The 20,914-nt window shown below is 68.3% G+C and carries 29 protein-coding genes; 6 read left to right on the forward strand and 23 right to left on the reverse strand.

Features of this window, described 5'->3' with window-relative positions; genetic code table 11:
* Positions 1-84: 84 nt before the first annotated feature.
* Both MOJ79_RS17370 and MOJ79_RS17375 read right to left on the reverse strand, forming a co-directional pair.
* Entirely contained in the window at positions 85-2,031 is a 1,947-nt protein-coding gene (locus MOJ79_RS17370) for a phage terminase large subunit family protein (RefSeq protein ID WP_241925309.1), read from the reverse strand.
* On the reverse strand, positions 2,028-2,564 hold the full coding sequence (locus MOJ79_RS17375) for an elements of external origin (RefSeq protein ID WP_241925287.1): 537 nt from the start codon (positions 2,562-2,564) through the stop codon (positions 2,028-2,030). The genes MOJ79_RS17370 and MOJ79_RS17375 overlap by 4 nt, the downstream gene beginning before the upstream one ends.
* Before the next feature lie 45 nt (positions 2,565-2,609).
* Here MOJ79_RS17375 and MOJ79_RS17380 point away from each other — a divergent pair, with 45 nt between their 5' ends.
* From MOJ79_RS17380 to MOJ79_RS17390, 3 genes are all read left to right on the forward strand, one after another.
* Positions 2,610-2,942 carry a hypothetical protein gene (locus tag MOJ79_RS17380; protein ID WP_241925288.1) on the forward strand — a complete coding sequence of 111 codons (333 nt, stop codon included), beginning with the start codon at positions 2,610-2,612 and terminating at the stop codon, positions 2,940-2,942.
* 89 nt (positions 2,943-3,031) lie between these two features.
* A complete protein-coding gene (locus tag MOJ79_RS17385) occupies positions 3,032-3,619 on the forward strand; it encodes a DUF3489 domain-containing protein (RefSeq protein ID WP_241925289.1) in 588 nt (195 codons plus the stop codon).
* 113 nt (positions 3,620-3,732) lie between these two features.
* The gene (locus tag MOJ79_RS17390; protein ID WP_241925290.1) at positions 3,733-4,101 is read left to right on the forward strand and encodes a hypothetical protein; all 369 of its coding nucleotides are present in this window, start codon (positions 3,733-3,735) and stop codon (positions 4,099-4,101) included.
* Here MOJ79_RS17390 and MOJ79_RS17395 read toward each other — a convergent pair.
* The 17 genes from MOJ79_RS17395 to merR all read right to left on the reverse strand — a co-directional run bounded on the left by MOJ79_RS17395 (position 4,065) and on the right by merR (position 16,389).
* On the reverse strand, positions 4,065-5,336 hold the full coding sequence (locus MOJ79_RS17395; RefSeq protein ID WP_241925291.1) for a site-specific DNA-methyltransferase: 1,272 nt from the start codon (positions 5,334-5,336) through the stop codon (positions 4,065-4,067). The genes MOJ79_RS17390 and MOJ79_RS17395 overlap by 37 nt on opposite strands.
* On the reverse strand, positions 5,333-6,742 hold the full coding sequence (locus MOJ79_RS17400; RefSeq protein WP_241925292.1) for a site-specific DNA-methyltransferase: 1,410 nt from the start codon (positions 6,740-6,742) through the stop codon (positions 5,333-5,335). Before MOJ79_RS17400 ends, MOJ79_RS17395 begins: the two co-directional genes overlap by 4 nt.
* 382 nt (positions 6,743-7,124) lie before the next feature.
* Positions 7,125-7,445: a helix-turn-helix domain-containing protein gene (locus MOJ79_RS17405; RefSeq protein WP_241925293.1), complete on the reverse strand. Its 321-nt coding sequence runs from the start codon at positions 7,443-7,445 to the stop codon at positions 7,125-7,127.
* The gene (locus MOJ79_RS17410; RefSeq protein ID WP_241925294.1) at positions 7,426-7,812 is read right to left on the reverse strand and encodes a type II toxin-antitoxin system RelE/ParE family toxin; all 387 of its coding nucleotides are present in this window, start codon (positions 7,810-7,812) and stop codon (positions 7,426-7,428) included. Before MOJ79_RS17410 ends, MOJ79_RS17405 begins: the two co-directional genes overlap by 20 nt.
* Before the next feature lie 36 nt (positions 7,813-7,848).
* Positions 7,849-8,232 (reverse strand): DUF6362 family protein, encoded by a 384-nt coding sequence (locus MOJ79_RS17415; protein WP_241925295.1) that lies wholly within the window; start codon positions 8,230-8,232, stop codon positions 7,849-7,851.
* Positions 8,225-8,434 (reverse strand): hypothetical protein, encoded by a 210-nt coding sequence (locus MOJ79_RS17420; RefSeq protein WP_241925296.1) that lies wholly within the window; start codon positions 8,432-8,434, stop codon positions 8,225-8,227. Before MOJ79_RS17420 ends, MOJ79_RS17415 begins: the two co-directional genes overlap by 8 nt.
* A gap of 1 nt (position 8,435) precedes the next feature.
* The gene (locus MOJ79_RS17425) at positions 8,436-8,912 is read right to left on the reverse strand and encodes a crossover junction endodeoxyribonuclease RuvC (protein WP_241925297.1); all 477 of its coding nucleotides are present in this window, start codon (positions 8,910-8,912) and stop codon (positions 8,436-8,438) included.
* Positions 8,913-9,050: 138 nt separating this feature from the next.
* Positions 9,051-11,318 (reverse strand): phage/plasmid primase, P4 family, encoded by a 2,268-nt coding sequence (locus MOJ79_RS17430; protein ID WP_241925298.1) that lies wholly within the window; start codon positions 11,316-11,318, stop codon positions 9,051-9,053.
* The gene (locus tag MOJ79_RS17435) at positions 11,302-11,556 is read right to left on the reverse strand and encodes a helix-turn-helix domain-containing protein (RefSeq protein WP_241925299.1); all 255 of its coding nucleotides are present in this window, start codon (positions 11,554-11,556) and stop codon (positions 11,302-11,304) included. Before MOJ79_RS17435 ends, MOJ79_RS17430 begins: the two co-directional genes overlap by 17 nt.
* Entirely contained in the window at positions 11,553-12,299 is a 747-nt protein-coding gene (locus MOJ79_RS17440; protein WP_241925300.1) for a PD-(D/E)XK nuclease family protein, read from the reverse strand. The genes MOJ79_RS17435 and MOJ79_RS17440 overlap by 4 nt, the downstream gene beginning before the upstream one ends.
* Positions 12,296-12,799: a DUF6511 domain-containing protein gene (locus tag MOJ79_RS17445; protein WP_241925301.1), complete on the reverse strand. Its 504-nt coding sequence runs from the start codon at positions 12,797-12,799 to the stop codon at positions 12,296-12,298. The genes MOJ79_RS17440 and MOJ79_RS17445 overlap by 4 nt, the downstream gene beginning before the upstream one ends.
* Positions 12,800-12,810: 11 nt before the next feature.
* Positions 12,811-13,440 carry a hypothetical protein gene (locus MOJ79_RS17450; RefSeq protein WP_241925302.1) on the reverse strand — a complete coding sequence of 210 codons (630 nt, stop codon included), beginning with the start codon at positions 13,438-13,440 and terminating at the stop codon, positions 12,811-12,813.
* Positions 13,441-13,443: 3 nt separating this feature from the next.
* The gene (locus MOJ79_RS17455) at positions 13,444-14,262 is read right to left on the reverse strand and encodes an ATP-binding protein (protein ID WP_241925303.1); all 819 of its coding nucleotides are present in this window, start codon (positions 14,260-14,262) and stop codon (positions 13,444-13,446) included.
* A complete protein-coding gene (locus tag MOJ79_RS17460) occupies positions 14,262-15,035 on the reverse strand; it encodes a BRO-N domain-containing protein (RefSeq protein WP_241925304.1) in 774 nt (257 codons plus the stop codon). Before MOJ79_RS17460 ends, MOJ79_RS17455 begins: the two co-directional genes overlap by 1 nt.
* 3 nt (positions 15,036-15,038) lie before the next feature.
* Entirely contained in the window at positions 15,039-15,518 is a 480-nt protein-coding gene (locus MOJ79_RS17465) for a hypothetical protein (protein WP_241925305.1), read from the reverse strand.
* Positions 15,519-15,529: 11 nt separating this feature from the next.
* Positions 15,530-15,793: a helix-turn-helix transcriptional regulator gene (locus MOJ79_RS17470; protein WP_062191415.1), complete on the reverse strand. Its 264-nt coding sequence runs from the start codon at positions 15,791-15,793 to the stop codon at positions 15,530-15,532.
* 182 nt (positions 15,794-15,975) lie between these two features.
* Positions 15,976-16,389, reverse strand: coding sequence for an Hg(II)-responsive transcriptional regulator (gene merR / locus MOJ79_RS17475; protein WP_053822773.1), 414 nt, complete (start codon positions 16,387-16,389; stop codon positions 15,976-15,978).
* Between the two features lie 41 nt (positions 16,390-16,430).
* On the opposite strand from merR, the gene merT reads away from it, so the two are divergent.
* From merT to MOJ79_RS19055, 3 genes are read left to right on the forward strand one after another with little or no spacing between them, the layout of a single operon-like run.
* Positions 16,431-16,805, forward strand: a complete 375-nt coding sequence (merT, locus tag MOJ79_RS17480; RefSeq protein WP_053822774.1) for a mercuric ion transporter MerT — start codon at positions 16,431-16,433, stop codon at positions 16,803-16,805.
* 11 nt (positions 16,806-16,816) lie between these two features.
* Positions 16,817-17,110, forward strand: coding sequence for a mercury resistance system periplasmic binding protein MerP (gene merP / locus MOJ79_RS17485; protein ID WP_053822775.1), 294 nt, complete (start codon positions 16,817-16,819; stop codon positions 17,108-17,110).
* Positions 17,107-17,328 carry a GDCCVxC domain-containing (seleno)protein gene (locus tag MOJ79_RS19055; RefSeq protein ID WP_082371571.1) on the forward strand — a complete coding sequence of 74 codons (222 nt, stop codon included), beginning with the start codon at positions 17,107-17,109 and terminating at the stop codon, positions 17,326-17,328. The genes merP and MOJ79_RS19055 overlap by 4 nt, the downstream gene beginning before the upstream one ends.
* Before the next feature lie 9 nt (positions 17,329-17,337).
* Here MOJ79_RS19055 and MOJ79_RS17495 read toward each other — a convergent pair whose 3' ends face one another.
* The 4 genes from MOJ79_RS17495 to MOJ79_RS17510 form a co-directional block, all read right to left on the reverse strand.
* Positions 17,338-17,820, reverse strand: a complete 483-nt coding sequence (locus tag MOJ79_RS17495) for a hypothetical protein (RefSeq protein ID WP_241925306.1) — start codon at positions 17,818-17,820, stop codon at positions 17,338-17,340.
* The gene (locus MOJ79_RS17500; RefSeq protein ID WP_241925310.1) at positions 17,817-19,214 is read right to left on the reverse strand and encodes a recombinase family protein; all 1,398 of its coding nucleotides are present in this window, start codon (positions 19,212-19,214) and stop codon (positions 17,817-17,819) included. Before MOJ79_RS17500 ends, MOJ79_RS17495 begins: the two co-directional genes overlap by 4 nt.
* Before the next feature lie 29 nt (positions 19,215-19,243).
* Positions 19,244-19,717: a DUF2924 domain-containing protein gene (locus MOJ79_RS17505; RefSeq protein WP_241925307.1), complete on the reverse strand. Its 474-nt coding sequence runs from the start codon at positions 19,715-19,717 to the stop codon at positions 19,244-19,246.
* A gap of 306 nt (positions 19,718-20,023) precedes the next feature.
* Positions 20,024-20,800, reverse strand: coding sequence for a hypothetical protein (locus MOJ79_RS17510; RefSeq protein WP_241925308.1), 777 nt, complete (start codon positions 20,798-20,800; stop codon positions 20,024-20,026).
* Between the last annotated feature and the right edge of the window lie 114 nt (positions 20,801-20,914).

Consider the following 20,914-nt stretch of genomic DNA (forward strand, 5'->3'; position numbering starts at 1 on the left):
TCTTGGTGCGTCGGATCGCTCATGCCCAACAGCAAGCCAGAGACATGCCAGCACGAGGGCAGCGGACGAAAAACTCTCACGCTCTCAGGCCAGCCAGCGGCTTTTGATCACACGCCGGCCGGGGTGGCGGTTCGTAGAAGTAGCGAGGCCACCGCTGGGGGTGGCCTCGGAAGGTCGTTCGATTAGCGACTCGGGCTCGCCGGGCGGCGGCAGCCCCAGTTGCCGCTCCAGTTCGCGCCAGTGGCGTTCCTCGAAACGGTCCAGCCCCGCGGCACTGGCCGCGGCGCGCGCGTACACGTAGCAGTCGAGGGCTTCGTTGCGCTCGCGCATCTTCTGCCACTCGCGCACCGCAAAGCCGTGGCGATCACGCCGGGTGACGAGCTGCTCGGCACACAGTTGCTGCAGGAACTCGGCGTCGATCTTCGGCAGGTGCACGTAGCCGGCAGGGTAGGCCGGCCTCACGCCGTCCTCGGCCACGTCGGGGGCGAGGCGCAGGTGGTCGTAGAGCTCGCGCTTGGCGATGCCCACCGCCACCGAGAACACTTTCACGCCCCGGCGCAGCCGCTTGCCGCCCTGGGTCACGTCGACCGCGGTGGGGGTGCCGATCAGCGCCGCGCCTTTGGGCGTGCCCTTGACCGCCATCACCCGGCCGTCGCGCACCCGGCGCACGAAGGCGTAGGCCTCCTGCGTCGCAAAGCCGGTGTCGATTGCGAATCGCGCGAGCGGCATTCGCGCGCCGGATGCGTGCGTCCACGTTTCGTCGATCATCTCGCCGAGCCGCTGCCACACGTCGTCGCGCGCCGTGTCCCCCATCAGCACCCGGTGCTCGACGAGCCAGCATTCCTTGCCGCGCCCGAAGGCCCACACCGACGCCTCGATGCGGTCCTTCTGCACGTCGGCGCCGGCGGTGAGCAAGAGCCCTCCGGCGGGGACGGTGCCGATCGGGTACTCCTCACGCCGCTCCAGCAGGCGCTGCCAGTCCGGCGCCTCGCCCTCCTCGACCCAGGTCTCGCCGAGCTCGTGGTTCTTGAAGGTCTTGATCATCGCCACCGATCGGCCTTCGGCGCGGGTGGCCTTCTCCCAGCTTTCTGCGATCTCGCGCCAGCGCCGCCAGGGGCTGTAGAGCGAGGACAGGTGGAAGCCCGCGGTGCGGCTCTCGGCCTGCGCCTGCCACTGGCCGAGTTCGAGCATGCGCGGCTTGTGATGCTCGGCGATGGGCTCCTCGCAGGCCTCGCACACGTAGGCCGCGTCTTGCGGCCGCCCGGGCTCCCAACGCAGCTGCTCGAAGCGCAGCCACTGCCGGTGCGCGCAGTGCGGGCAGGGCACGAAGTAGCGGCGCTGGTCGGAGGCCTCGTACTCGCGCTCGATGATCGAGGCCCCGGCGATCGTCGGGGTGGAGACCAGCAGGATCTTGCGCCGCGTAAACGTCCGCGTGCGTGCTTCGGCCAGGTGGATCGCATCGCCCTCGCCATCGACGTCCAGCGGGTAGGCGTCCACCTCGTCGAGGAACAGGTAGCGCACCGGCATCGAGCGCAATCCGACGGCACTGTTCGCCCCGGTCATCACCAGCACCCCGCCGCGAAACTCCTTCATCAGCACGGTGTTGCCCGAGTCGCGGCTTCGCGCCGGCGCGATGATCTCGCGCAACACCGGCGACTCCTCGACCAAGGGGTCGATGCGGTGCTTGGAGTTGCGCTGCGCCATCTCGGTGGTGGGCCAGACGATCATCATCGGCCCCGGCGCGTGGTGGATCGCGTAGCCGACCCAGTTCAGGCCGAGTTCCGTGCCACCCACCTGGGCGCCCTTCATGAACACCACCCGCTCGATGGGCGAGGTGGGCGAGAGGCAGTCCATGATCTCGCGCAGGTACGGCGTGCGCGCGGTGCGCCAGCGCCCCGGCTCGGCCGACTCCTTGGTCGAGAGGAGCCGATAGCGATCCGCCCACGCGGAGACGGTCAGCAGCGGGTCGGGCGTGAGGCCCTCGCGCCAGGCGCGTTCGATCTCGGCCGCGCCCTCGTAGGCGGTGCTCATGCGTCGATCCTCGGGGCGATCTCGCCGAGTTCGGCCAGGTGCTCGCGCACCGCGGCGTCCAGCGCCACGTGCAGCGCGTGCTCGTCGAGGCCGAACCGGGCGGCCAGCATCGGCGCGGCGCGGCCCGGCCAGTTCAGCCACGCATCGCGCTCGGCGCGCGCGAGCTTGAAGACGTGGGCGATCGCCCGCGCCCGGTCGACCAGTTCGTCCTTCTTCTCGGCCAGTTCCACCTGCCGGATCTTGGCCTTGAGCACCTCGTTGACGGTGCGCGCCTGCAGCAAGGTGGCGCCACCCGTGCCCAGCCCCGCGGGCAGGCTCGCGCCACCCTCCTCGGGCGCGCGGGCGCGGGGCGAGGCCTTCGGGGGGACGGCGGTGCGCGGAGAGATGGTGTTCTTCGCCCACTGCGCATCGGCCTGCTCGGGGTCGAGGGTGCCGTCGGGCAGGGGCGTGATGCGCCCGGTGTCGATCGCCTTCTTGACCGCCACGTGCGACACGCCCCGGTGACGCGCGTAGGCGCGGATCGAAAGGCCCATCGTCACCGTCTTCCGACATCTGTTCGTCCGTTTCGCAGATCGAGCTTGGCTTCCATCGAAAACAGCGCGTTCATCACCTCACCCGATGCAAACGCGAAAGGACGCCAGATGAACACCAACACCCTCGACCTCCTCGCCACCAAGCTCGCCGAGGCCGCCCTGACCGTGCTGGTGCGCACCTGCCGCCTGGAGGTGGCCGCCGCCAGCCGCGACGAGCTGGAGGCCGCCTGCGCCGCGATGCGCGCCCAGGCCCGGCCGGTCATCGACCGCTTGCTTGACGACGCAAGGGCTGCGCCCTGGGTGGGGGAGATGGCCTTCCACGCCGCTGCCTTGGAACTCGCGCAAGCCGGCATCGCGGTGCTGCGCAAGACCGACTGACGAGGCGAAGCCAAGCAGACACGCTTGGCTTCACACGCGAACGGCGCGTTCATCCCATCACCCGATCCACCCCCGCCAAGGAGCAAACCATGACCACCGTGACACTGACCCCCACCCAGCGCGCGATCCTGGCCCATGCCGTCGAACACGCCGGCGGCAGGATCGAATGGTTCCCCGACAACATCAAAGGCGGTGCCCGCAAGAAGGTGCTGGACGGCCTGTTCAACCGAGCACTGATCACCACGGACGGCGCCAACTGGTTCGTCGCCGCCGAGGGCTTTGAGGCCCTGGGGCTGCCGCGCCCCGGCGCGAAGACGCAGCGCGTGGGCTCGTTCGAGGCCCGTCTCGACCGGATCATCGCCAACGCGCAAAGCGCGCCCGCCGCCGCGAGCGATCCCGAACTGGATGCCGCCGTCACCGCCGCCGAAGCGGCCTGGGCGCGGGACGCGCAGCGCACTGCCGAGCCCCGCCGCACCCGCGCCGACAGCAAGCAGGCGCAGGTGATCGCGATGCTGCGCCGCTCCGAGGGAGCCACTGTCCGGCAGATCATGGAGACCACCGGCTGGCAAGCGCACACGGTGCGCGGCACCTTGGCCGGGGCGCTGAAGAAGAAGCTGGGCCTGACGATCGTCTCCGAGCAGGTCCCGGGCGGCGAGCGCATCTACCGGATCGTGTAGTTCGCAACGGGGCGGCGAATCCGCCGCCCGAGCAGATGCACGAAGCCCTTGGCTTCTCGATCGAACAGCGCGTTCATACCGGTGTCGCCATGATCCCCCGACTGGAGAGCACGATGACCACCACCCGCCAGATCCCCGCCACCTGCAACGAAGCCTGGGGCTTCTGTGGCACGATGGACGCGCACGCGCAAGCCGCCTGGCCCATCGCGATGAACGCCATCGCCGCCGCCACTGGACAGCCCCTCGAGGCGGTGCGAGCCTTCCTCGACAGCCGTCACGGACGCCACTTCGCGGACGAAGTCCTCAACCACATGCATGTGGGCCGTGCCCTCCACGACGCGATCCACGCCGCCACCCGGCAGTGGATGGGATGGACCATCGGCCACCGCACCAGCCGCGACTACGGCATCCCGCGCGGGCTGCCTTATCTGACCGGCTTCGTGATTCACTGCGCGATCACCGACGAATCGCTCGCCGCCTGATCGAACGCCAGGCCATCCGATTCGCGGGTGGCCTGCCGGCCCGTCCAGTCCTGCCAACGCCGGACGATCACGTCCGCGTACTTCGGATCGAGCTCGATCAGCCGCGCCACGCGCCCCGACTTCTCGGCGGCGATCAGTGTCGTGCCCGAGCCGCCGAACGGATCGAGCACCACGTCGCCGGGGCGGCTCGAATTGCGGATCGCACGCTCGACCAGTTCGACCGGCTTCATCGTCGGGTGCAGGTCGTTCTTCTGCGGCTTCTTGATCTGCCAGACGTCGCCCTGGTCGCGGTCGCCGCACCAGTGGCGCTCGGCGCCCTCGGGCCAGCCGTAGAGGATCGGCTCGTACTGGCGCTGGTAGTCCGAGCGGCCCAGCGTGAAGGTGTTCTTGGCCCAGATGATGAAGGTCGACCAGTGGCCCCCGGCGGCGCGGAAGGCCGCTTGCAGGGTGTCGAGCTCACTCGACGACATCGCCACGTAGATCGCGCCTCGGGTGTGGGCGATCAAGCGCGTCAGCGCCTCCCGCAGGAAGTCGTGGAACCCGTCGCCCAGCGCGTCGTTCAGGATCGGGCGATGCTTGCCGCGCAGCTTGTCTTTGGCCGAGTTGGCGTAGTTCACGTTGTACGGCGGATCGGTGAAAACCATGTCCGCCCGCTCGCCGTCCGGAAACAGGCGCGCGTAGGCCTCGGCCGTGGTCGCGTCCCCGCACACCAGCCGATGGGGGCCGAGCAACCACACGTCGCTGGGCCGAGAGACGGGATCCTCGGGCATGTCCGGCACGGCATCGTCGTCCGTTTGCCCGATGTGCTCGGGTTCCTCGCCCGCCAGCAGATCGGCCAGCGCATCGGCGTCGAAGCCGGTCAGATCCAGATCGAAGCCATCGTCCTGCAGCGCCTCCAGTTCGATGCGCAGCAGCGCATCGTCCCAGGTCGCCAATTCCGCGAGCCGGTTGTCCGCGAGCACCAGGGCGCGGCGCTGGGTCGGCGTCAGATGATCGAGCACCACCACCGGCACGGTGGCGAGGCCCAGCTTGCGCGCCGCGGCAAGCCGCCCGTGGCCCGCCACCAACACACCGTCGGCGCCGGCCAGAATCGGATTGACGAAGCCGAACTCGGCAATCGATGCGGCGATTCTCGCGATCTGCTCCTCCGAGTGCTGGCGGGCGTTGCGCGCGTAGGGCACGAGCTTGGTCGTCGGCCAGTGCTCGATTCTCTCGGCGAGCCACGAGGCGGTCATGCCGGCACCTCCGCCTCGCGCTCGGTCGCCACCTCGCCGAAGGTCCGGCCGCTGCCCTCCAGCACCGGCACGCGGTCCGGGTGGTGCTGCATCCAGCGGGTGAGCGCCACGTCCACGTACTCCGGCGCGAGTTCGATGGCACGCACCGGGCGGCCGGTGAGTTGGCCGGCCAGCAGCGTGGTGCCGGAGCCCGCGAACGGCTCGAAGACGATCTCGCCCGCGTCGGTGTAGGCCTCGATGAAGAACCGAGGCAACCCCACCGGGAACACCGCCGGATGGTCGATACCCTTACCGATGCGGCCGCGCTGGCGCGTCACCTCGATGACGGAATCCGGGATGCGGAAGTCCTGCGTCGGCAGCCCCGCGTGGCACCAGGCGCCGACCTTGCCGTCCTTGCCGCGCATCGCGGTGGACGATCCGTCGGCGCGCAGGTGCGTGTCCTGTCCGGCCCACTTGCAGGGCACGATCTTGTTCGGCTTGCGCGCCTGGCGGTTGAAGTGGAAGACGAACTCGTGCCGGGGCGCCAGCCGCCCGGCCCAGTCGCCGGGGACGGTCACCGCCTGGTCCCACACGTACCAGCCGAAGCGCCGAAAACCCTGCGTGCGCATCCATGCGATCCAGCCGTCCCAGTACGGCTGCCATTCGCCGTCGCGGTGCACCAGTCCCAGGTTGACCAGCACCTGCGCGTCCTCGCGCAAGGCCGTTTGAGCCGCGCCGAACACGCCCTGCATCAGGGCATCCCAGTCTTTGATCCCGCCGGTGGTGTAGTCGCGCTGGTTGGCATACGGCGGGCTGGTGAAGACCAGGTGCGCCCGGTCGCCGGCCATCAGGCGCTGCATGGCTTTGTGGTCGGAGGCATCGGCGCACAGCAGCCGATGCTCGCCCAGCCACCACAGATCGCCCGGCCGGGTGACCGGGACCGCGGGCGGGGTGGGGAGGTCTTCCTCGGCCGCGTCCTCGTCGGCGCCGGCCTCCTCGGTCACGGCCTCCCTCCCGAGCGCGTCCAGCAAGCGCCCGATCTCGGCATCCATGAAGCCGGTGAGCGCGAGGTCGTAGCCGGCATTCGAGAGCTCGGCCAGTTCCAGCGCGAGCATCTCCTCGTCCCAGCCGGCTTCCAGCGCCAGCCGGTTGTCGGCCAGCACCAGCGCGCGTTTCTGCGCCGGGGTCAGGTGCGCGAGTTCGATGACCGGCACCTTCTCGAGCCCGAGCCGGCGCGCTGCCGCCAGACGCCCGTGGCCGGCGATGATGCCGCTCTCGCCATCCACCAGGATCGGATTGGTCCAGCCGAACTCGACGATGGAGGCGGCGATCTTGGCGATCTGCGCCTCGGAATGCGTGCGCGGGTTGCGGGCGTAGGGGATCAGCGTGGCGAGGTCGCGGTATTCGACGTGAAGGCCTTCACGCATGGGCAAAACGAAACCCGCCGCGAGCGCGCAAGGCCCGGGGCGGGTGGAGTGGATTCGGGTGGCAGTGGTAACGGGTAGCGGCCGGTCGCCCGGGTGGTAACCGGTAACCCGGTAACCTCGATTCGCGGTCAGACGCTAGGCAAGCGCCGCGCTCGCGCCCCCCGCATGGGCTATTGGCCAGGAAGGACCCGTGGATGGCCGGGCTGCTTCCTCGACCGTCACCGCTGTCCAGAAGTTAGCGGAAATACTACCCCCGGACCGGCGGATCTGTTGCAGCGGCGAAAGCCGCATTTCGCCGCAGACGCACGCGGATGCACGATCCCACCCGCCAAATCACGCCAAAACACGCAGGCGCGGTGGCCTGCGCTCGTGCCCACCGACTTCAGAGCACGGCCTCCAGCCCCTTGCGTTCGATGAGGTTGAGCAACTTCAACGAGGGACCGCTCGGCTTCTTGTCACCGATTTCCCACTTCTGAACGGTCGAGATGCTGGTATTGAGCACCGCCGCAAACACCGCTTGGCTGACGTGAGCTTGCTCGCGCAGCGATTTGATCTTTTGCGGCGGCATTTCATGAACGTCGAGGTGACACAACGCATCGAACTCGCGCATACGGCGCTTGTCGATCAGACCGATCCGATGCAGATCAGAGGCCATCTCATGAACCTCTTGCAGGATCCGGCTCTTACGCTTTTTCGTCGTCATGACGCACCTCCGTCAATACTCCACTGTCGATCGCTTGTTCGATCTGCAGATCATCGAATCCCAAGTAGTGCTTGGCCAGCTCTTGCAACGCCTTGAGCTCTGCCGCGTCGATGTTGGCCCGTTCGTTCTTGGCAAAGCCAAGAACGAAAAACCAGCGGTCCGCCATCTTGGTGGCCACGATGGTTCGCGCGCCACCACGTTTGCCTTGACCGGGCAGTGCGAGACGCTTCTTGACCAGATGGCCACCGAGATCGGCATCGATCAATCCTTGCGCCATCTCCGAAACGGCGACGCACAGAACTTCATCGGTCAGACCCGCTTTGCGCATCCAGCGGGTAAAGCTGCGGGTCCGAAACACGCGATTCATGGCGAAAGTGTATCACCTAGTGCAATACATTTCAAGTCAAATAGACGGTCTGGTATTCAGCCGATCGACCACCACCCCCAACGCCCGCTGCCAGCGCCGCCATGCGGTGGTCCGATCGCAGCCGAAACGGGCGCAGATGTCGCGCCAGCGGTGGCGCTCGGCGCGCATCCATACCAGGTGGCGTTCCTCTTCCTCCAGCCACAACACCCAGCGCATGGTCTCGAGCATCCGCTCGACCGTCTCGGGTGCGGGCGGGAAGCGCCGGATCGTGGGTTCGGCCCCCAGCGTCTCCCAGGGCATGCGCCGGATCGTGGGCCAGGTGTTGAAGTAGCCCTGCACGCGCACGGGCGGCAGGCGGTGGGCGGTGATGGCCGCCTCCCGGAAGCGTTCGTCCACACGCTCGACGGTCCACTCAGCCATGGCGCGCCTCCCGTGCACCGTAGAGCCGCTCGCCGATTCGGCGGATCAGCTCGCGCTCCGTCCAATCGAGCCGGTCATCGTCGAGGCAGACGACGAGCAGGCGTTGCTCGCGCCAGCCGCGGCGCTTGACGGCCTCCACGTCCATCGGCTCGGGCTGCAGGCGCCCCAGCGGGCAGCGGTAGCGAGGGGTCGGGATGTCCATCTCACGCCTCCTGCGCCGCGTCGTGGAGCGGGAGGGCCCAGTGCAACAGCGCCAAGGCGTCGGCCTCGTCGTCGTCCGCCGGGGCGTGGCCCCGCGCACGCACGGCCGCCATCACCGCGTCCTTGCCGGCGTTGCCGCGGCCGGTGGCGTGCTTCTTGATCGTGCCCACCGGCACGCCCTGGTAGGGGATGCCGTGGTGCTCGCACCAGGCCGTGAGCGTGGCGAGGAAGCCGCCGTAGACGTGCGCCGCGTCGGTCGAGGCGTGGCGGCGCACTTCCTCGAAGACCAGCGCGTCGATCCCGTCGGCGTGGGCCTTGAGTTCGGTGAGCCAGTGCTTGAAGCGCAGGAAACGCATGCCGCCGCCTTCGAAGCGTCGCGGCTTGAAGGCCTCGGTGCCGCTGGTGATTCGGCCCGTGCGGTCGCGCAGCGCCCAGCCGGTGGTGGTGCCCAGGTCGAGGGCCAGAATCGTTGCTGTCATCGTTGCAGTCCTTCGATCGTGTTCTCGTGCCGGTGACCGAAGGTGACCGCCGTGGGGAATCGTCCTTCCGCCTGTGCGCGCGTACGCGCGTAAAGAGACTCAATCCCTGGGCGGGTCACCTTCGGTCACCGTGGGTGGTCAGTCGTCGCGGTACGGGAGCCGTACGCCGTAGTCCTTGGGCTTGAGCGACAGGCCCGCCAGGGCCTTGACGCCGCCGTGGATGCGCGTGCGCTCGAAGCCGCGGTTGGCCAGTTGCTGCGCGAGCCAGCGGCTCGTGCCCACGTACTCGCCGCGCCGGCCGGCCCAGTCCTGCCAGCGCTGGAACACGTCGGCCACGGCCACGCGGGCCTGCGGGTGACGCTGGGCCTCCTCGTCCAGGAAGTCGCCGACGGCGTCCTCCTCGTCGAAGTACTCGGCGGTGGCCGACACCACGCTGGCCGGGGGCTGGAGCCCCTCGCGCTGCCAGGCCAGACAGCCCTCGACCGCCCACGCGAGGATCCCGTCGCGCTCGGCCAGGAGCTTGTCGGTGAGCCCAGCGTCGCGCCGCTCGGGCGGGATGGTCACGGTGAAGGGGATCAGGTGCAGCCGGCGCTTCATCGCCTCGTCCACGTTGCGGATCGCGGGCTTGTGGTTGCCGGCGATGACCAGCTTGAACTGGGGCGTGTACTCGAAGAAGTCCTGGCGCATGAAGCGCGCCGAGACCTTGTCGCCGCCGGTGATCGCCTTGACCTTGGACTCGTTCCAGCGCCGGCCCTGCTCGGTCTCGATGGAAGAGACGAAGCGCGCCCCGCGCAGGCCCGCGAGATCGGTCGGATGGCGGTCGCCGCGCGCCTCCATGAAGGTGTCCATCGGCGCGCTGGTGGCGTAGTCGCCGAGGATCGTGGCCAAGGTGTTCACGAACACCGACTTGCCGTTGGCGCCGGTGCCGTAGAGGAAGAACAGCGCGTGCGCCGCCGTCGAGCCGGTGAGGCAGTAGCCCACCATGCGCTGCAGGTAGGCCTGCAGGTCGGCATCGCCCCCGGTGACGTCGGCCAGGAACGCCCGCCAGCGGGGGCAGTCGCCGCGGGGCGTGGCGGTGGCGAGCTTGGTCATGCGGTCGGCGCGGTCGTGCAGGCGCAGCCGCCCGCTGCGCAGGTCGACCACGCCGCCCGGCGTGTTGAGCGCGAACAGATCCGCGTCCCACTCCTCCGAGGTGGAGGCGTGCCGCCGGTCGGTGCGCGCCAGCCGCTCCACGCCGCCGACCGTGCTGCTCGCGGCGAGCTTGGCCGCCAGCCGATGCGAGTCGGCCTTGAGCGCGGCCTCGCGGCAGATCGCCCGGATGAGGTGGTGCACCAACAGCGTCTCGTCCGCCTGCCAGCGCCGGCCGTCCCACACCAGCCACTTGCCCCAGGCGGCGCAGTAGCGCCAGTCCTCGGCGTAGCGCGCGGTGAAGGTGAGCGCCAGCGCGTCGTCGGTGGCCCAGATGGAAGGCTCCTGCGTCGGCAGCCCAAGTGCTGGCTTGATGCTCATCCGCGGGCCCGCGGCGATGAAGGCGGCGACGTCGAAGCCTTCGTCGATCGCGTCGGCCGCATCCCACCCCTCGGGCTTGTCGTCGGGCGGCAGCAGCACGTCGCAGGACGCGGCGCCGGCGGCGAGTGCGGCCTGCGCGGCGGCCATCGCGTAGTCCCAGCCGGGTTTGTCGCGATCGGGCCAGATCAGCACCGCCTTGCCGGCCAGCGGCGACCAGTCGGTCTTGTCCACCGGGGCGTTGGCGCCGTGCATCGCGGTGGTGGCCACGATCCCGATCTTGATCAAGGCCTGCGCGCACTTCTCGCCCTCGACCAACACCACGGCCTCGGCCATGGCGATGCCGGGCTGGTTGTACAGCGGCCGCGGCTCGGGCGGTGCCATCTTGCGCCGTTTGGCGTCCCAGGGCCGGAATTCCTTCTTGCGCCCGGGCGGGTCGTAGCGGTAGACCACGGCGATGAGGCGCCCTTGTGCGTCGAGGTAGTCCCACTTGGCGGTGGCCGGGCCGAGGTCGTCGATCGAGGCCTTCTTGGCCGCCTTGCGCGGCGGCGCCGTGGGCGCTCGGCCGACGAGGTCCTCGGCCAGGTCGAGGACGCGGGCGAAGTCTGCCTGCACGTCCACGCCGTAGTGGCCGCCGATCAGGTGGAACACATCGCCACCATCGCCGGTGGCGCGGTCGGTCCACAGCCCCGCCTTGTCGCCGTCGAGCACGACTTCCAGGCTGTCACCCGGGCTGCCGAGCACGTCGCCGATGACGAACTTGCCGCGACGCTCCTTGCCGGCGGGGAACAGGGTGAATAGCACCGCTTCCAGCCTCGAGAGCAGGGCGGCGCGTACGGCCTCGCGGCGGTCGGACGCCGGGATCTCGGGCTCGGGCGCGGTGTCATTGAAGTCCAGCATCCGCCTCCTCCTCGTGCACTGCGTCGGCCGGGTGCAGGGCTTGGCGTTCCTCCATCCACGCGATCAGTTCGGAGAGCTTGAAGCGCAGGAGCTTGCCCACCCGGTAGTGCGGCAGGCCGAGACGCCGGCGCTCCTTGGCGTGGGTGAGCCAGTACAGCGGCAGATTGAGCGTCAGCGCCGCCTCGCGTGCGTCGATCAGGCGCTCTCCGAGCACCGGGTGCAGCGGTGTGTCGGTCATGCCGCGACCCTCCAGCACCGGTCCTGCCACGGGCACATCCGGCACTCGACATGGGTGGGCTCGGAGAAGGCGCGCGGCAGCAGTTCGCCCGCCTCGGTGGCCGTGATGACCTTCACCGCCCGGTCGGACATGCGCTGCGCCAGCGCCGCATCGAACGGCACCAGCTCGGCGTGGATCTCCATGGTGTCGGCGTTCACCCCCGTGAACAGCGCCGGTTGCGCGTGCAGCCCCAGGTAGGCCTGGTAGAGCGCGACCTGGGCGGCGTAGACGGGCTTGGCGACCGCGAGGCGATGTCTCTCCAACTCGCGCCACGATTTGGCGCCCAGGCACTTGTTCTCCCACAGCGCGGGGTAGCCGCTGCCAAAACCAAGATCAGGCCCATTGACGATGACACCATCGACGTGACCCTGCAGGCGCCCGTCGAGCGCCGAGAAGCCGAAGGGCTCGCCCGCGTCGTCGCGCGTGCGCAGATCGAAGCCCGCCGCGCGCAGCCAGCCGACCATGCAGTCCTCAGAGACGCGCCCGCGCTCGAAGACGCGCAGCATGCGGCCGTCGGTCTCGCGACCCGGATCGACCGGGGCGTCGGCGAACTCGTACTGCAGCGCGCGCTCGCAGGCGACCCCGAGGCGCGAGGCGCCCAGGTACGTGCGCCGGGGTTGCGCTGCGCGCCACTGCCGCATCCCGGCATCGATCAGCGCCGTGACCTGACCCGACAGGCTCTTGGAGGCGTTGAAGTCCATCATCGCCGCGCCTCCTTCCGTGCCGCTTTTTGGGCAGCCGTCGGTTCCTCCCACGGCAGGTCGTCCTCGAGGTCGGCGAAGGGATCGGACACCGGTTCTTTGAGCCCGCGCACCGGCGGGTACTTGGTCGCCTCGTGGTGCTCGACCATCGCCTCCGTGTAGCAGGTGACGATGGCGTCGATCACCCGCAGGGCCTCGGCCTCGGAGTACACGCCGAGGGGTTTCTCGAAGCCGATGCCCTCTGCCGCCGCGCCGAAGGCCTTGAGGCACTTCCTCATCGCGGCGAGTTCGACGTCAGACGGATCGATCATGGCCACCTCCGTCTTGGGCGTGCGTCCTTCCTGCACGCGCAGCCACTGACCGTAGAGCGCGTGAAACGCCTCCTGGCAGCGCCGCGAGCAGAACACCCAGTCGATCGGATAGCGCCGGGCGTCGCCCACCGGATACCGCAGGTCCGAGTGGCCGTAGCCGCGCGCCTGTCGTTTGCAGACCCAACACTTCACCGGCCCTCCTCTCACTGCGCCCAGGCCGGCTTGCCCGGCACGGCGGTGCGTTGCGGGGCGACCGGCGCAGGCATCGCACGGGGCGGAGTCGCCGCAGCCGGCGCGCCGGAGGAGCCGGTGCCCGACGCTTTGGGCGGCAGCCCCATCAGCCGGGCGTAGTCCGGGTGGTCGGGCTCGACGGCGTTTCGGATGACGTTCTTCAATTCGCCGCGGCCGTCCTTCTCGACGTCGATGCGGGCGAGGAACTCGATGCCGTCGAGCTCGTGGAAGCCCTGGATGCGCCGCGCGGCGGCGGCCTGCGAGCCGTTGTCCTGGGGATGGACGTTGCGGGCGCTGTTGAGGATCGCGCGGATGAGGCTGCGCCCCATCTGGCCCCAAGCCGGGCCCTTCGGGGAATGCAGGCCGATGTTGCTCCAGAGCTTGCGACGGGCGTACTCGCCCTCCAGCACCACGAACTCGGCCGCCAGATACACCGAGCCGGACTCGAAGCTCTGGGTAGCGTAGCCGCCCGTCCAGCCCTGCGCCGGGTCGTCGAAGCCCCCGGGCTTGATCGTCATGCGCACGCGGGCGAGCGTGCCCTTGGGGATGAGGTCGAAACTGGGCTGCTGTTCGGCGTCGTTGAAATCGTTCCAGGCGGTCATGGTTTACTCCTTGGATGTCGGGATTCGAGTGGCGGCGGCGCACTTGTCGATCAGCGCGCGCAGGTTCGGCGGCTCCAGCAACTCGAGCTGGCCGGAGCGGTCCTTGGCCGGGACGCCGTAGGGGTTCAGCGTGTGGCAGACGAAGGCGCGGTAGGACGAGCCGTCCTCCGCCTTGATCTCGGCCAAGGTGACCACCTCGTCGACGATGCCGGGCAGTTCCGCGGCGGTCTTGGCGCCCTCGATCTGCGGCACGAAGACCTTGCGGTTGAAGTCGTCCAGGCGCTCGTCGAGGATGGCGACGAACACGACGTGCTTGCCGCGCGCGTGCTGCAGATGGGTCAGCGCCCCGATCAGTTCCGAGCCGAGCAGGCCGTAGGCGCCCCGGGTGTCGGGCTTGCCGGTGCGCTCGCTGTAGGCCTGCGGCTGGGTCTTGGCCCAGATCAGGGCGAGGCGCGCGAGCACGGTGATCGAGTCGACGAAGTAGGTGTCGTACTTGGCGAGTTGACCGGGATCGCCGTAGCGCTCGCACACGTGCCGGTAGTGCGCCTCGGAGAACGGCGCATCCGCAGGCAGCGCCGGGTTCGGGCCGGCCAGGAACACCACGAGATCGCGGAACTCCGGCCAGGTGGTCGGGCGCACGCAGTCGCCGCGCCAGTCCTTGACGGCCAAGTCGCCAGCCTCGAGGTCGACGAACAGGGTCGAGGCTTCGGGCAGGGTCTTCAACTGGCTGGTCTTGCCGATGCCGCTCTTGCCCAGCAGCACGAGCTTGACGCCCTGCTTCTCGCGCAGCCGCTGGTCGGCGGTGATGATGGGGAGTGCCATCACGCCACCTCCTTCAGCCGCTCCGCGACCGCCGGGTTCCAGAGGATCTGGTAGCCGCTGTGCCCGTTGCGCGAGTACGGCATCGCCTCGGCCCAGGCCTCGCCGGCCTCGGTCAGTTCCCAGTCGTCGCGTTCGTTGCGCAACTGCAGGCCGTGCGCGGCCAGACGCTGGTTGGTGGCCTTGGCCGACAGGCCGAGCAGCCTGCCGAGCTGGGTGGCGTTGAGCGAGCAGATCGCCTCGTTCGCGGCGGTGTCCCGGGCAGGAAGGGCGCGGCGCAGCGTCTCGACCGCCAAGCCCGTGTTCTCCTGGATGCAGGTGAGCGTGGCCGCCATCGCGATGCCGGGTTTGACCCCCGGCACCTTGGCCACGGCCTCGCCGATCAGCAGCAGAGCGGCGACGCGGTCCTGGGTGGGTGCCGGCAGGGTCGGGCGTGCACTTGGCGCCGTGTAGCTGCCCGTCTTGCGGATCGCCGGCAGCACCTCGTGTGTCACCCAGCGCTTGAAGTGCTTGGCCTCGCGCTTGCGGCTACCCAGCACCAGGCTGTAGAGGCCGGGCTCGTTGACGACGTTGACCTGGTCATTGCCGCGCGAGATGCCCTGAATTGAGATCAGGGCTTGCTCGTCAGGGTCCAGTCGCGCCAGGGCGCGGGTGGTGTTCGGCAGTTCAAGAACCGCGCACACATCCGCCGCGACGAACCACGGTTCGCCTTGGGCATCCGTGACGACCCGGACCGGACGGCCTTCGAAATCAAACGGGATCAGTTCGGTGCTCATGGATCACGCCTCCGAGACGAGGGCCAGCCGGAACGTGGGCTTGCCGGGCTTGACGGTGCGGGCGGCCTCGAACCCGGCGCGCAGTGCCGGCGGCCAGTTGGAGAAGCGCGATTCCGAGACGGAGTACTCGACGTCCAGGTAGTCCTCGACCTTCTCGCCGGCGGCGGCGATGCGCCGGGCGATGGCGGCCAGTTGCGCCTGGTCCCAGGACACGCGCTTCGGGACATCGACCGTCACGCGCAGCGCACCGTCCCTCAGGTGCACGACGCCGAAGTCCTTGCCGGCCTCGAGGCGTGCAGCACGGGCCTGCTCGCCGTAGGCGGCCTCCAGCGCGGCGTCGAACTTCGCGCGGGCCTGCTTGAGCCAGGCGAGCGCTTCGTCGAGGTTGCGGCTGATCTCCGCCTTCTGGGCGGGCGGAAGCGCGGCGAGCTGGCCGACGGACATCGCGGCGATGTCGGCGGGGTAGAGGGTCAAATCGCTCATCGCATCCCCCTTCAGCGCGCCGCGCGCTCGGAGGTCGAGTCGTGCAGGGCGCCACGCTCGAACTCGATGACCGACTCCAGGGGGTAGCTGACGCGCTTGGACAGCTTCAGGTAGCGCGGGCCGCGCCCTTCGCTGCGCCAGCGCTGCAGGGTCTTGGGGCTCAGGCCCCAGCGCTGCGCGAGCTCGTTCTCGTTGAGGACCCGACGGTCGCCGGGAGACAGGCTGTTGATCGCATCGACCGGCGACCGGGTGATGGTGCTTGCCGTTGTCGGCATGGAAGCCTCCTATGACGCTGTTGAGGAACAGGTGTCATTGCAGGCTTCGGGTGGCGAACCTTGGAGGGACCGAATGGCGAACCACGCGGGAACTTCGGGTTCGCCAAAGTTCTCGCCGATACGAAAACGGCGGGCACAAGGCCCGCCGTCATGGTCGAGGATCAGTCAAGGACGGCTGTGCGTCACTCCGCCTGCAAGGCGGCGATCAAGGGGCAGCGCACCCGGCCGCGAATGGCATTGCAGCGCTGCACGAGCTCGGACAGCGCCGCTTCGATGCGCTGCAGGTCAGCCAGTCGTTCGCGAACGTCAACGAGTTTGCGCTGAGCCTGCGCACGCGCCTCGGCGCAGTGCGATCCGTCCTCGAGCTTGAGCAGTTCGGACACCTCGTCGAGACTGAAGCCCAGCCGCTGTGCCGACTTGATGAAGCGGACGCGGCCAAGCTCGTCGGCGCCGTAACGGCGGATACTTCCCTGCGGCCGATCTGGTTCGGGCAACAGCCCCTTGCGCTGGTAGAAGCGGATGGTTTCGACATTGACGCCAGCCGCGCGCGCCAGCGCGCCGATCGTCATCGCCTCGATCTCGGGCGTGCTGTTCATGGTCTTGACTCCGTACTTAAGTACGGAAGTAAGCTTACTCCATGAAACCAGACACCCCAACTGCGCAAGGCAGTACCGGAGGCGGCCGTGCGGCGCTCGCGGCCGGATTCGTCTCGGCCATCCTCGCATCGACCTGCTGCCTCGGGCCATTGGTGCTGATCACGCTGGGCTTCTCAGGGGCATGGATCAGCAACCTGACGGCCCTCGAACCCTACCGCCCGATCTTCATCGGCGCGGCCCTCGTCGCGTTGTTCCTCGCCGGGCGACGCATATGGGCGAAAGCCCCGGCGTGCGAACCCGGACAGGCCTGCGCGGTGCCGTCGGTTCGGCGCGGCTACGAGCTGCTGTTCGGGATCGTGGTCGCCCTGGTGATCGTGGCGCTCGGCTTCCCGCTGGTCGCGCCCTGGTTTTACTGAACGGAGGTTTTATGAAGAGATTGCTTGGTTTTCCGATGCTGACGCTCGCCCTGATCGTGAGCGTGCCAGTCATCGCCGCGACAAAGACCGTCACCCTGTCAGTGCCGGGCATGAACTGCGCCGCCTGCCCGATTACGGTCAAGAAGGCGCTCGGCAAGGTGCCGGGCGTGGCCAAGACGGACGTGAACCTCGACAAACGACAGGCGACCGTGACGTTCGACGACGCGCGGGCGAATGTAGAGGCGCTGACGCGGGCGACCCAGGATGCTGGCTACCCCTCGACGGTGGTCGGGAGCGTGAAGTGACTGCCGTCGTTCTGGAATCGACGTTGACTTGTCCGGAGTGCGGTCACACCAAGACCGAGACCATGCCTACCGATGCCTGCCAGTGGTTCTATGAGTGCGAGGCCTGCCACGCCATACTCAAGCCCAAGCCCGGGGACTGCTGCGTCTATTGCTCCTACGGCACTGTGCCGTGCCCACCAATCCAGGAGCGTGGCCGAGGCAGTTGTTGCGCCAGCTGAGCGCCAGTCTCACGCTGAAGGAAAGCCGAGCAGCCGACGCTGCTCGACCCAGTCGCGCGGCAGCAGATCGTGCCGGCCACGCAGCGTCTGCAGGTTCAGGTGTCGCGGCTGCCGGCCATCGAGGATGGCCTCGACGATGTCGGGGGCCAGCAGGGTCAGGCGCAGCACCTCGGCCACCCAGCCGGGCTCCAACTTCAGCGCGCGGGCCAGGTCGGTCGTCGTGGGATAGCGCCCCTCCTCGAGCAGCCGCTTCCAGTAGAAGGCCTTGCCGAGCGTCTTGATCATCGGCGCATCCAGGCCGCCCGCGGTCGCGGCGGCGGACTCGGGCGTCGGCGGGATCAGGAGCTTGCGGTTCTGCCGGCGCTTGATCGTCAGGGGCACCAGGGTCACCCGCTGCCCGTCGCTGACGTAGCTGCGTGCATCGTGGCCGACCTCGACGCGGATCGCGCGACGGCGGGAGTTCGGAGTCGGATCGGGAGGCGAGCGGGTCATGCCAAGACCTCCTCGGCGCTCGCGCGGCACTCGTCGACCAAGGGATGCGCGCCGATCTCGGGCCCCAATCCCAGCCAGCCGTCCTCGCGCCAGAGGATGTCGAGTCCGTGCTCATGCAGTTGGACCCGCTCGATCAGCAGCCGCGCGATGCGTTGCTGCTCGGCCGGGAACAACTGCGCCCACACGTCGCCGATGCGTCGCATCGCCACCACCACCTGCGCTTCATCGAGGGCAGCACCGGCCGGGTGGCGCTGGCACGCCCGCCAGGTGCCGATCAGCACCTCCGGCGCGGCGAGCGCCGCGTGGATCTGCGCGAGCACCGCGTTCTCGATCTCGGCCGCGGGCAGATGGCCGACGTCTGGGGCGTCCGGCGCCAGGCTCGCGCCCGCGTTGCGGCGCTTGTGCAGGTAGGGGACGTAGTAGCGGTAGGTGCGTCCGCTCTTCTTCTTGACGAAGGTGTGCAGCATGCGCTGGCCGTCGGGCGCGAACAGCAGGCCCGCGAGCAGCGCCGGGTGTTGGGCCCGGTGTTCACGCGGCGCCTGCTTGCGGCGCGCGATGAAAGCGTGCGCGGCGTCCCACAGGTCTTGCGGCACGATCGCTTCGTGTTGGCCGGGATACCACGTGCCGTGGTTGCGGATCTCACCCAGGTAGATGCGGTTGCGCAGCAGCGCGAAGATGAACTGCTGGTCGATGGGTCGGCCCGTGCGCCGGCGCCCGCCTTGGGTCACCCAGGCCTTGGTGGTGTGCCCCTCGACCGCCATCTCCCGCACCAGCCGTGCAGCCGAGCCATGCTCGGCGTAGCGCCGGAAGATGTCACGCACGAGTGCGGCCTCGCGTTCGTTGACGACGAGCTTGCGATCGACGACGTCGTAGCCCAGCGGCGGCATGCCGCCCATCCACATGCCCTTGGCCTTGGAGGCGGCGATCTTGTCGCGGATGCGCTCGCCGGTGACCTCGCGCTCGAACTGCGCGAAGGACAGCAGGATGTTGAGCGTGAGCCGCCCCATCGAGGTGGTGGTGTTGAACTGCTGCGTGACCGAGACGAAGGAGACGCCGTTGCGGTCGAACACCTCCACCAGCTTGGCGAAGTCGGCGAGGCTTCGCGTCAATCGGTCGATCTTGTAGACGACCACGATGTCGATCCTGCCGGCCTCGATGTCGGTCAGCATGCGCTTGAGCGCAGGGCGGTCGAGATGGCCGCCGGAGTAGCCGCCGTCGTCATAACCCTCCTCGATGGCGATCCAGCCCTCATGACGTTGGCTGGCGATGAAGGCCAGCCCCGCGTCGCGTTGGGCCTCCAGGCTGTTGTACTCCTGGTCCAGTCCCTCGTCGGTGGACTTGCGGGTGTAGACCGCACAGCGCCTCGATGGCGTGACGGGACCAGGGGTCGGCATGGTCGACGGGGACACGGGCCGTTGTGATCTCATGCCGGCTCCTTCTGGCCGTGCTTGGTCTTGAGGCCGAAGAACGCGGGGCCCGACCAATGCGTGCCGGTGATGTGGCGGGCAATCGCCGTCAGGCTCTTGAACCGCTGCCCCTGATACTCGAAGTCATTGGGCCCGCGCACCAGCACCCGGTGCTCGACGTCGTCGAAGATCCGCGTGAGCACCGTGCCCGGCAGCAGCCGACTCGCGTCACGGCGCAGTTGGCGTGGCAGGATGCCCGTCTCACCGATCTCCTCGAGCTTGCGGCGGGTCGCGGGCTTCAAAGCGCCGAAGGCGCGCTCCTGGATCCTGTAGGCGAGCCGGCTCTCCAGCCACGTGCGGTGGTGATGCTTGGGCCGCTCCTCGAAGTACTCGTCCCACAGCGCCCAGAGGCTGTCCATCGGCAGGTGGGGCAGCTGCGCGACGCGGGCGGCGACGGTGGTCGGGTCTGCAGGGCTTGCGTGTGTCGTCATCGGCGAACTCCTCGTGCGTGATCGGGGTTCGCATTCACGCGCTGTGGCCCGCACAAGCCAAGGCCAACCGAGTCGCTGTCGGTGGCGATATGGCCAGATGGCGGAAAGGGGCGCGCGCGCAGCCGCAGGAGGGCGCAGGCCAACAGATCGACGATCTCTTGGTGCGCGTGCCGAGGCCGATCAGCCTCGGGAGCCAGGACGAAGGGTTCGGGTTCGTGCATGGTCGGCGTTTCGATGGAAAACGCCGCTCATGCTAGGAATCGAGAGCATTTCGTGTAACGTGTTTTGGCGGGAATGCGCGGCAGATCAGAACTTCAGTGCGGGGACCTCCTTGATCCAACCTCGAATCGTGTTCGGGGTGGCGAGTTCGCCGAAGATGTAGATCTCGGCTGTGTCTTCAGAAGAGGGCACGGAACCCCCTTCATAGACAATGCCGTATATACCGAACTGATGTTCGTCGCTCCAGAATATCGGGCCTCCGCTCATCCCGCTGAATTGCTCATACGCCACAGCCTCGCGAGGAACCTGCGAGTGCAGAGTGAATCTCTGATCCGGTTGGCGGTGGATTTCGGCGAGCACGCAACATTGCGGCATCGAGACACGATAGCCACGATCCTCTTCGCGACGTCGCTTCGCGCTCTCTGGGAAGCCAACCGCGTAGCCGAATCTGACGTCGTCTGGAACTGCCGGCAGTTCATCAAGAGGGATCTCTTCTTTTCCCAAGGCCTTTGCGAAGTCCGGATGCATCTCTCGAATGGCGACATCAAGTGACGAAGACCCGAATGAAGGGCTTGGGCGGACGAAGCGATCATGGACGACGTAGAAGCCGTTCAACATGGTCCTGAGAAGATGATGCTTTCCGGTTTTATTGGCATTCCGAAGGGTCTCTACCACATGCCAGCAAGTGATGCCGAAACTCCTACCACCAGATCGTACGAAGGTCATTGTTCCGCTTCGGTGCGCTTCGGACGGCTGCGTGAACTGTGGCAAATGTGACTCGGCATCTACAGTAGGGGCAATTGCAAGAGCAGCACAGAAGCGCGCCGGGTTTTCTGCCAAAGCATCACAAACAGAGAAGGCCATCGCTCGGAGTCCAACCTACCTAGGGAAGGTCTGCAAAACCCCGGCGATGACCGTCGGATGTGAGACAGTATCGACATGAAGCAGATGAGCCTTGGCACCACCGGATTCGAACGC

Source organism: Calidifontimicrobium sp. SYSU G02091 (genome assembly GCF_022631395.1).
Lineage (GTDB): Bacteria > Pseudomonadota > Gammaproteobacteria > Burkholderiales > Burkholderiaceae_C > Calidifontimicrobium > Calidifontimicrobium sediminis.

Coding starts and splice junctions, on each gene's coding strand:
- MOJ79_RS17370 (WP_241925309.1), bottom strand. CDS start 2,031: ATGAGCACCGCCTACGAGGGCGCGGCCGAGATCGAACGCGCCTGGCGC.
- MOJ79_RS17375 (WP_241925287.1), bottom strand. CDS start 2,564: ATGGGCCTTTCGATCCGCGCCTACGCGCGTCACCGGGGCGTGTCGCAC.
- MOJ79_RS17385 (WP_241925289.1), top strand. CDS start 3,032: ATGACCACCGTGACACTGACCCCCACCCAGCGCGCGATCCTGGCCCAT.
- MOJ79_RS17390 (WP_241925290.1), top strand. CDS start 3,733: ATGACCACCACCCGCCAGATCCCCGCCACCTGCAACGAAGCCTGGGGC.
- MOJ79_RS17395 (WP_241925291.1), bottom strand. CDS start 5,336: ATGACCGCCTCGTGGCTCGCCGAGAGAATCGAGCACTGGCCGACGACC.
- MOJ79_RS17400 (WP_241925292.1), bottom strand. CDS start 6,742: ATGCGTGAAGGCCTTCACGTCGAATACCGCGACCTCGCCACGCTGATC.
- MOJ79_RS17405 (WP_241925293.1), bottom strand. CDS start 7,445: ATGACGACGAAAAAGCGTAAGAGCCGGATCCTGCAAGAGGTTCATGAG.
- MOJ79_RS17410 (WP_241925294.1), bottom strand. CDS start 7,812: ATGAATCGCGTGTTTCGGACCCGCAGCTTTACCCGCTGGATGCGCAAA.
- MOJ79_RS17415 (WP_241925295.1), bottom strand. CDS start 8,232: ATGGCTGAGTGGACCGTCGAGCGTGTGGACGAACGCTTCCGGGAGGCG.
- MOJ79_RS17420 (WP_241925296.1), bottom strand. CDS start 8,434: ATGGACATCCCGACCCCTCGCTACCGCTGCCCGCTGGGGCGCCTGCAG.
- MOJ79_RS17425 (WP_241925297.1), bottom strand. CDS start 8,912: ATGACAGCAACGATTCTGGCCCTCGACCTGGGCACCACCACCGGCTGG.
- MOJ79_RS17430 (WP_241925298.1), bottom strand. CDS start 11,318: ATGCTGGACTTCAATGACACCGCGCCCGAGCCCGAGATCCCGGCGTCC.
- MOJ79_RS17435 (WP_241925299.1), bottom strand. CDS start 11,556: ATGACCGACACACCGCTGCACCCGGTGCTCGGAGAGCGCCTGATCGAC.
- MOJ79_RS17440 (WP_241925300.1), bottom strand. CDS start 12,299: ATGATGGACTTCAACGCCTCCAAGAGCCTGTCGGGTCAGGTCACGGCG.
- MOJ79_RS17450 (WP_241925302.1), bottom strand. CDS start 13,440: ATGACCGCCTGGAACGATTTCAACGACGCCGAACAGCAGCCCAGTTTC.
- MOJ79_RS17455 (WP_241925303.1), bottom strand. CDS start 14,262: ATGGCACTCCCCATCATCACCGCCGACCAGCGGCTGCGCGAGAAGCAG.
- MOJ79_RS17460 (WP_241925304.1), bottom strand. CDS start 15,035: ATGAGCACCGAACTGATCCCGTTTGATTTCGAAGGCCGTCCGGTCCGG.
- MOJ79_RS17465 (WP_241925305.1), bottom strand. CDS start 15,518: ATGAGCGATTTGACCCTCTACCCCGCCGACATCGCCGCGATGTCCGTC.
- MOJ79_RS17470 (WP_062191415.1), bottom strand. CDS start 15,793: ATGCCGACAACGGCAAGCACCATCACCCGGTCGCCGGTCGATGCGATC.
- merR (WP_053822773.1), bottom strand. CDS start 16,389: ATGAACAGCACGCCCGAGATCGAGGCGATGACGATCGGCGCGCTGGCG.
- merT (WP_053822774.1), top strand. CDS start 16,431: ATGAAACCAGACACCCCAACTGCGCAAGGCAGTACCGGAGGCGGCCGT.
- merP (WP_053822775.1), top strand. CDS start 16,817: ATGAAGAGATTGCTTGGTTTTCCGATGCTGACGCTCGCCCTGATCGTG.
- MOJ79_RS17495 (WP_241925306.1), bottom strand. CDS start 17,820: ATGACCCGCTCGCCTCCCGATCCGACTCCGAACTCCCGCCGTCGCGCG.
- MOJ79_RS17500 (WP_241925310.1), bottom strand. CDS start 19,214: ATGCCGACCCCTGGTCCCGTCACGCCATCGAGGCGCTGTGCGGTCTAC.
- MOJ79_RS17505 (WP_241925307.1), bottom strand. CDS start 19,717: ATGACGACACACGCAAGCCCTGCAGACCCGACCACCGTCGCCGCCCGC.
- MOJ79_RS17510 (WP_241925308.1), bottom strand. CDS start 20,800: ATGGCCTTCTCTGTTTGTGATGCTTTGGCAGAAAACCCGGCGCGCTTC.